This window comes from uncultured Campylobacter sp. (assembly GCF_938018035.1).
GTDB lineage: Bacteria > Campylobacterota > Campylobacteria > Campylobacterales > Campylobacteraceae > Campylobacter_B.
In genome coordinates this window covers 1-7,667 of the sequence record NZ_CALIJF010000162.1, presented here as the reverse complement: position 1 = coordinate 7,667, position 7,667 = coordinate 1, and the positions used below count along the sequence as shown (strand labels likewise).

Annotated in this window: 7 protein-coding genes; 3 read left to right on the top strand and 4 right to left on the bottom strand. The window is 49.8% G+C overall.

Annotation, left to right across the window (positions count from 1 at the left end):
- Positions 1-267: 267 nt before the first annotated feature.
- Entirely contained in the window at positions 268-1,344 is a 1,077-nt protein-coding gene (locus Q0257_RS05105) for a DUF3137 domain-containing protein (RefSeq protein WP_298022366.1), read from the bottom strand.
- A gap of 141 nt (positions 1,345-1,485) precedes the next feature.
- On the opposite strand from Q0257_RS05105, the gene Q0257_RS05100 reads away from it, so the two are divergent.
- Positions 1,486-1,917, top strand: a complete 432-nt coding sequence (locus Q0257_RS05100) for a redoxin (protein WP_298022363.1) — start codon at positions 1,486-1,488, stop codon at positions 1,915-1,917.
- A 59-nt stretch (positions 1,918-1,976) separates the two neighbouring features.
- On the opposite strand, the gene Q0257_RS05095 is transcribed toward Q0257_RS05100, so the two are convergent.
- From Q0257_RS05095 to purB, 3 genes are all read right to left on the bottom strand, one after another.
- Positions 1,977-2,930 (bottom strand): WYL domain-containing protein, encoded by a 954-nt coding sequence (locus Q0257_RS05095; RefSeq protein ID WP_298022360.1) that lies wholly within the window; start codon positions 2,928-2,930, stop codon positions 1,977-1,979.
- Between the two features lie 65 nt (positions 2,931-2,995).
- Entirely contained in the window at positions 2,996-4,399 is a 1,404-nt protein-coding gene (locus Q0257_RS05090; RefSeq protein ID WP_298022357.1) for an anion permease, read from the bottom strand.
- Between the two features lie 388 nt (positions 4,400-4,787).
- Entirely contained in the window at positions 4,788-6,134 is a 1,347-nt protein-coding gene (gene purB / locus Q0257_RS05085) for an adenylosuccinate lyase (protein ID WP_298022355.1), read from the bottom strand.
- Between the two features lie 135 nt (positions 6,135-6,269).
- Here purB and Q0257_RS05080 point away from each other — a divergent pair, with 135 nt between their 5' ends.
- Together Q0257_RS05080 and Q0257_RS05075 are read left to right on the top strand one after the other, a co-directional pair.
- Positions 6,270-6,836 (top strand): sel1 repeat family protein, encoded by a 567-nt coding sequence (locus Q0257_RS05080; RefSeq protein WP_298022352.1) that lies wholly within the window; start codon positions 6,270-6,272, stop codon positions 6,834-6,836.
- Positions 6,837-6,978: 142 nt separating this feature from the next.
- Positions 6,979-7,497, top strand: coding sequence for a hypothetical protein (locus Q0257_RS05075; protein ID WP_298022350.1), 519 nt, complete (start codon positions 6,979-6,981; stop codon positions 7,495-7,497).
- Positions 7,498-7,667 lie beyond the last annotated feature (170 nt).

Sequence of the window (7,667 nt, the reverse complement as noted above, 5' to 3'; positions counted from 1 at the left end):
TACAACCGCCGCAACAAACGCAAACTAATCGAAACGATCGCGGGAAACAACGAGTAAAATTTCATAGCGAGCTTTGCGCTGCGCAGGCTAAATTTTAAAATTTCAAGCTACCGCCGCAAGCCGTAAAATTTACCCGCTTGCGCCGCATTAAATTTCAAGAGACGCCGAATTCCAAAAAGCGCTAAATTTAAAGACGCGGACGATGAGATTGAAATTTTACGAAAAGCGTTAAATTTTAAGCCGCGAGATGGCGTTTTAAAATTCAAATCAGCGATCGCGCAATCTCAAGCCTTTATCGCGCAATCTCTGCAGCTCCTCGCCGCCGAGCGGCAGGCTCTTTGCGGGCTCGCCGCTCTTGCTTGCGCCGCCAAAAAGCTCCTCATTCAAACGCAGCTCGTCAATGATACCAAGAAGCTGCAAAATCTCGGCCTTTATCCGCTCGGCGTCTCTTAGCGTAGTGCGCGGCGAAAACAGCGCGGCTTCGAAGCGGTTTTTCGCGCCGTTTAAAAATAGATAAAATTTTCCGTCCATAAACGCCGCGCTAAGAGCGATCTTGGGCGCAAGCTTAAGCTTCAAAGCCCCGAGGCGCCCCATAAAGCTAGGCGTCAAAAGATACCGCGCCTCGATCTTATCGCTTGCGAACACACGAAATTCCTCTCCGAAAATCACATCGTCCATCAGCTCCTGATCGCCTAAAAATTTTGTACCGGGCGAGCGGTCCGCGATGATGGTTTGCCCCTTAAATTTCTTATAAAACTCGCACACCAAAACAGAGCCGCTAAAGGCTTGCACATATTCGCCGAGCCTCCAAGCGTTCCAAAGCGCGATCGCCGATAGCAAAAAAGCCGCGGAAAGATCGCTTTTAGCCCTTTGAGATAACTCTACAAGCCTCATAGATTCTCGCGTTTCATAGATTTTTATCGCTTCGCTTAGGCTAAATTTCACCCCTTTATACACGCCGTCTATCTGATCCTCGGCTACGAATTCATTATTCGGATAGATGCCCGTTTTGCGGAGCTCTTCTTCGTCTATGCCGCTTTGCGGCTCGTATCTAAAGGCGGGATTGATATCTGAAATAATAGCGCGGATGAAGGCGTCTTTGTAAAAGGCGTTGTACTCCCATTTGGCGATAGAATCATCATAAATCCCCCATATGCAGCTTACCGCAATTATCGGGATCATCGCGGACATCAGCACGGCGGAGGAGTATTCGTTTTGGATCAAGCCGTGGATAAACCAGCCGACGGAAAAAACCGCGATGCATAGCAATGAAATCAGCGGTTTTAGAAATTTTATCTTGCACTGCTGCTGCTTTTTTGCAAGCTCCTCTATCGCTCTGTCCATATCCAAAATTTAACTCCAAATTTGATTTGCCGAAATTTTACCCCTTATTTTACGCTAAATTTTATTAAAATTTCATCCGTTAAGCGGGTTTAAGATTTTTTATGCTATTTTTGCGACCTATTTCGATCAAAAGGCGAGAAGATGATAAATTTACCGAAAAATTGCGTGGTTTTTACCTACCCGAAAATGGGCGGCAGCGGCAAATTTTTGCCCGCAGAGTTGCGCGACGTGGCGGGGCTTACGGGCTGCACGCTTCAGTGCAAGGCCTACGAGGGCGCGCTTGCGCAGATAAAAGCCCTCGGCTTCGAGCTTATCGCCGTAGGCAGCATGGGCGAGGCGGGCACGAGCGAGTTTAAGCGCGCTACAGGCGCCTCGTTTGAGTTCATAAACGACGAAAAATTCGAGCTTGAAACGCCGCTTCGGCTAGAAACCTTCACTACCGGCGACGGGAAGAAATTTTACCACCGCCAAACCCTAATTTTTAGGGACGGCAAGGAGATAAAGCGCTTTAGCCGCATCGCTGAGCCCGAGCAGGACGCGCAAAACGTACTTGCGGCGCTAAAGAGCCTGTAATTTTAAAAGTGCGCGCATCTCATAATGAGCCGCGTTAATAGCCCGAGCTTTTTATAAATTTAATCAAATTCAAGCTTCTCATTTTGCAGATACTCGCGGATTTGAGCGTCGAATTTTTCGCGGGCGGTGCGCGGAGAGAGAATCACGAAATGCGGAAAAAATCTTTGCGCGAGCATCAAAATCATATCGTCACTGCTGATCTCGTAGCTGATAAGACTCCAGCCGTTTTTAAATTTCCCCTCGATCTTTTGCGAGCGAAAAAACTTCTTTGCTTCGAAAAATTTTAAAATTTTAGGCGATACGGCGACTTCGCACATATAAGGCTCGACGTCGTATCCGTCGTAAAAGCTCTCCATATTCAGCAGGAATTTCCGCGTATATTCGCTGAGATTGAAGGTATTTGCGCGTAGCATGACCTCTTTTATAAATTTAATCCGAATTATGCGAAAGCCATTATTTGCAGGATTTTGTGCATCAATGATCGCAAGCTGCCAGTTTCCTTTAGAATAGATTATTTTTAACGCTTTGGCGCTTTTTATCGTCTCATCTTCATACGTGATATCGCAGTATTTTTTAAAGCTGATCGCCTTACGGAGCTTGATCAAAACCCCGATCTTAGGCGGCTTTTCGTGCGGGCTACCCTTGATCAAAAATATATCCGCAAGCTCCTTGGCGAGCTTTTCGTCTACGCGCTTATATGCAGGCGGCAAGACCTCGGTAAAGCCCGGATTGATAACATGAAGCAGATCAGCAAGCTTTTGAAACTCGAGCTTTTCCTTTGCACTTGGAAGCGTTAGCGAGCTGAGTAAATTTTTATCGGTGATGCCTACATTACCGCGTTCAGTGAGAATGAAATTTTCGGCGCCGAAAAACTCGCGCAGATCGGCAAAATACCGTCTCAGCGTACGCTCGCTAAGGCCCATAGTCGCGGCGTAAGATTTGAGATTTATCTCGCCGGTGCGCACGAGCACGCTAAGTAAATTTAAAAACTCGAATATTTTTTTGTTACCCATCTCTGTTTCTGTGCTCAGGTTAAATTTAGCACGTCAAATTTAAAGACTGCCGCGCCGGTGAAATTTTACCATAGCCCAAGCACTTTCCACCAAGCCCCGCCGATAAAAGTCCAGATTACTAAATTTAGCGTAGTCATTATAAATCCTAGCCGCCACCATTCGTTTTGCGTGACGTATCCTGCGCCGAAGATTATCGGAGCGGGTGCACCGCCGTAGTGGGTAACCGGCATCATTAAATTCGACGCATACGCAAACACTAAGGCGACCAAGTACGCAGGCGCTCCCGCGGCTACCGCAACCGCAGCAAAGGTTGCATACATCGCGGCGATGTGCGCCGTGAGACTAGCGAAAAGATAGTGCGAATAAACATATACCAAAAGCAAAATTCCAAGTGCGGCGATCCACGGAATTCCGCTAACACCAGCGGCCACGAAGTCCGCGAACCACTTAATTAGACCTAGCTTGCTAAGACCGCCCGCAAGCGTTATAAGCGAGCCCATCCAGATGAGCGTATCCCAGCTGCCTTTTTCACCGAGCACGTCCTGCCACGACAATACATCGCTTAGCACCAGCGCGCAGACGGCAATCATTCCCACCGTCGTAGCGCCGATGCCGGTTAGCCCACCCGTAGCCCAAAGTGCGAGCGCGCAAACAAACACGCCTACGACCACTTTTTCGCCGTAGCTCATCGCACCCATAGCGGCTAACTCTTGACTTGCGATCTGCTTGGCTTGTGGATATTTTTTAAGCTCGGGTGCGTAAATTTTATACAGCAAGCTAGGCATCAAAGCAAGCGATACGAGCCCCGGTACTATAGCGCCCATCGCCCACAAAGACCATGAAATTTGAATGCCTAGCGTATCGGCGGCAAGCTTTGCGATGAAAGGATTGTCAGCCATCGAGGTTAGAAACATCGCGTTCGTGATACCGTTGCTCTGCCACAACGTCTGCATCAAATACGCACCCGCCCTGCGCCTGGAATCACCCGGCTCAGAACCCAGCGCGCTGCTTAGGCCTTTTACGATCGGGAAGAGCACTCCTCCTGCCCTAGCCCCGGCCGAAGGCATCGCAGGCGATATAATAAACTCGCTGATAACGATCGAGTAGCCTATTTTAAGGGTACTATCGCCGATCAGACTGATGATTTTATACGCGATCCTGCGCCCTAGACCCGTTTTAATAAAGCCGCGAGCCAAAATAAAGGCGCAAAAAATTAGCCAGATCGTAGTATTGCCAAAACCGCCCAGAGCGTCGCTGGGCTTTAAAACTTTCGTCAAAACCGCAACCGTAACGCCGATGAAGGCGATGGCGCCGATTGGAATAGGCTGAAGTATGAGCCCTAAAATCGTCGCCACTACGATGGCGAATAGATGCCAAGCCTGCGCACTTACCGCTTGCGGGTGCGGGCAGAACCAGATAGCCATGCCGACCGCGATAAGTACTAAGAATTTTATAAATTTTGGATTCATAATGACCCCCTCCTGATTTTATTTTGCCTCATTTGTCTCGCCGTAAATTTAGCTAAACGGCGACGAGGCTTTAAATTTAATCGCTTAAAACTAACAGCAAACTAGACGAAATTTTAAATTCTATTTCGTGGCGTGCGACGTAAAATTCCACCGCGATTTTAAAGTCGGTTTAAATTTCACACACTGCGCGAGCTTCGGTAAAATTTTATGAATTTTACCTGCAGCCGCCATGTGGTAGCCGTGCCGCGTAAGGATATACAAATTTAAAGCCGATTTTACGCCGCATCGCGAGCTGTTTCCGCTATGCAAAAATGAGCGAGCAGGCGGGACGTGCTTTTAAGCGCCGCGACAACCCGCCTTTTGCAATAAAGCAGAGCAAAAGCCCCGCCTACCTCTTGCTGTCTGCTAAAACCCTATCCACAAACGCCGCGCTCTCGCCGGTGTAAAGCTCGGGGTTCATGATCTTTTCCAAATCGGCTCGAGTGAAGTATTTGGCGACCTCTTCGCGCTCGAGAAGATCGTCGATAACAGGCTTGCCGTCCGTGAAAGCCTTCATGCAGACCTCATAAACGATCTCGTGAGCGCTCATCCTACCGAGTTTTTCGCCGAGGTGTAGCATTACGGCTTCGCTTAACATCGCGCCTTTGAGGGCGTCGAGGTTGCGGCGCATATTTTGCGGATAAACGATTAAATTTTCCAAGATGTCGTTTTGCTTCTCAAGCGCTGCGGCTAAGCATACACTAGCGTGCGGTATACAATCCCACTCGACCGCTTCGCAGCCCCAGTCGCGCTCATTTTCGCACTCCATCGCCTCGACCGCAAGCGGCGCTTGAGCGCGCACGATCTTAGTAAGCGCAATGACGTTCTCACAAACCTGTGGATTGCGCTTATGAGGCATCGTCGAGCTTCCAACCTTGCCCATGAAAAACGGCTCTTCGACCTCGCAAATTTCTGTGCGCTGCAAGCTTAAAATTTCATGCGCGATACGTCCGATCGTGCCTGCAATGAGTGCCTGCAAAGCTACGAATTCCGCGATATGATCGCGGCTTGGATGCCACGAGATGACGGGTACGTTTAAGCCAAGATCTTCAAACATCAGCTTTTGCATCTCAAAACCCTTGCCCTCCTGGCTTGCTAGCGTGCCCACCGCGCCGCTTAGTTGTCCCACGAATAATCGCGGCTTAATTTCCTCCAGGCGCTGCAAACTACGCTTGATCTCCTGCGCCCACATTGCGACTTTGAAGCCGAATGTTATAGGTAGCGCGTGGATGACATGCGTACGACCTGCCATGACGGTATTTTTATATTTTTCGGCGATTCTTAGGCACTCGCGATATGTTTTATCTAGCAGCTTCGTAAGTAGCGCATGCGCCTCGCGGATCTGCAAAATCATGCCGTTGTCCATTATGTCCTGGCTCGTAGCACCCCAATGCACAAACTCGCCGCTATCGTCGTCAAAGACCTTTTTAAATTCTTTTAACAGCGGTACGATAGTTATCGAGCTTTTGTAATTCTCGCCGATCGCGTCTATATCCAAAAGTTCTGCACGAGCAAATTTAGTGATTTGTTCCGCTCTACGCGGTTCAATTATACCGAGCTTTGCTTGCGCCCTAGCAAGCGCAGCCTCGGTATCAAGCCACTTTTGTACGCGATTTTCATCACTGAATATCTTCTTCATCTCTTCGCTTGCAAAAAGCACCCCAAAAACCCTGCTGTCGATTGAACTTGAAGCCATTTTTTACTCCTTGGCAAAAATTTATCCAAATTATACTCGCGGCCGCGGTCAGAATTTGACCGAATAAAAAATAAGTAGTTTTCCTTAAATTCAGCATTTTTGACTAAAATGGCGCTAAATTTAACGGAGGCGGGTATGAAAAAATTTCTATTTTTGGCGCTATTTTGCGCCCTTGCGGCAAACTGCGGCGAGAGCGCGCGAGCGGATAAAATTTCTGCGGCGGATAAAACAGACAAAACAACGAGTATCGGCGGGACCGCCGCGCAAAGCGCGCACTTTCTAAAGAGCGGCGAAGCAAGCGCCGGCTCGCAAAGCAGCGCCGATGCGGTCATTCAAACGGACGGAATTTCGCGGGCGGATCTGCAAAGCTGCATCGTAAAAAGCGACGAAGGCTCCTGCGAGCGCGTCGCACGCGGTCTAAAAAGCGGCTGCGAACGCAAAGATCAGCTGTCGTGCTTTTTCTACGCAGATGCGCTAGGACGGGGCTTGGGCGTGGAGAAGGACGTCGTGGCGTCGTTTGAGCTTTTTCGCGAGCAGTGCGATGCCGGCAGTAGCGAAGCTTGCTACGAGCTGTCGGTCAAATATCTCCAAGGAATCGGTACCTCTCAAAGCTTTGAGCTCTCGGGGCAGGCGCTAGACAGGGCGTGCAAAATGCACAACAAGCGCGCCTGCGCGGTGCTCGATCTACTGCCGAAAAATTAGCGCGACAGAGGCGATAAAATTCCAAGCTTCGAGCGCAGACAGAGCGCGCGAGCCTTTGAAATTTTAGCGGGCTGTGCGAGTGCAGTGCGCGATGAGGCGGTAAATCGAAGCGTGCGAGCGGATAAACGAAAAAGGAGCAAAGATGAAAGCTTTAAAGCTTGCGCTGGCGGCAGCGCTGACGCTTAGTTTGGCAAACGCGGACGGCAAAGCCAAAGAGTTTAAATTTAGCGGCGCAAAAACCGGCGCGCTTTTAGCAAAGTGCAGCAAAAAGGACGCCGCTGCATGCTACGAAGCGGCGATGAGATACGAGCTGGGCGGTCGCGGCGTCGTGCGAAACCGCCTCAAAGCGCAGGGCTTTTTCGCAGATGCGTGCGAGCTCGCCACCCTCGCCGAGCGGAAGCAGGGAGATAAAATGAACGGCGCGAGCGGGCGCGCGATGAGCGATCTGCGCGAGCGAGCCTGCCTAAGCAACGCGGCGGCGCTGGAGAGTTTCGCGAGCGGGCAGTGCCGCAGCCTCGTGATATACGATGAGTTTTGCGAGGGCGGCTCGCAGGAGGCGTGCGACAATCTGGCGCGGATGAAGCGCGATGGCTGGGCGCCCAAAGAGAGCTGCAGTGAGGAGATAGTCGCGAAATTCGGCGACGGCAAGCCACAGAGATGAAATTTTGCCCTATTTTGCGGCGATAGAATTTTAAAATTTTGCAAGTATAAAATTTGCCGAAATTTTATAGAGCTCGACCGAAAATGGTAACAAGGCGGGCTAAATTTTGAATTCCAAAACGCGTTTAAATTCATGTATTAAGCGGCGTCAATTTTTGGGCTCAGAGAGAT

Coding starts and splice junctions, on each gene's coding strand:
- Q0257_RS05095 (WP_298022360.1), bottom strand. CDS start 2,930: ATGGGTAACAAAAAAATATTCGAGTTTTTAAATTTACTTAGCGTGCTC.
- Q0257_RS05075 (WP_298022350.1), top strand. CDS start 6,979: ATGAAAGCTTTAAAGCTTGCGCTGGCGGCAGCGCTGACGCTTAGTTTG.
- Q0257_RS05100 (WP_298022363.1), top strand. CDS start 1,486: ATGATAAATTTACCGAAAAATTGCGTGGTTTTTACCTACCCGAAAATG.
- Q0257_RS05080 (WP_298022352.1), top strand. CDS start 6,270: ATGAAAAAATTTCTATTTTTGGCGCTATTTTGCGCCCTTGCGGCAAAC.
- purB (WP_298022355.1), bottom strand. CDS start 6,134: ATGGCTTCAAGTTCAATCGACAGCAGGGTTTTTGGGGTGCTTTTTGCA.
- Q0257_RS05090 (WP_298022357.1), bottom strand. CDS start 4,399: ATGAATCCAAAATTTATAAAATTCTTAGTACTTATCGCGGTCGGCATG.
- Q0257_RS05105 (WP_298022366.1), bottom strand. CDS start 1,344: ATGGACAGAGCGATAGAGGAGCTTGCAAAAAAGCAGCAGCAGTGCAAG.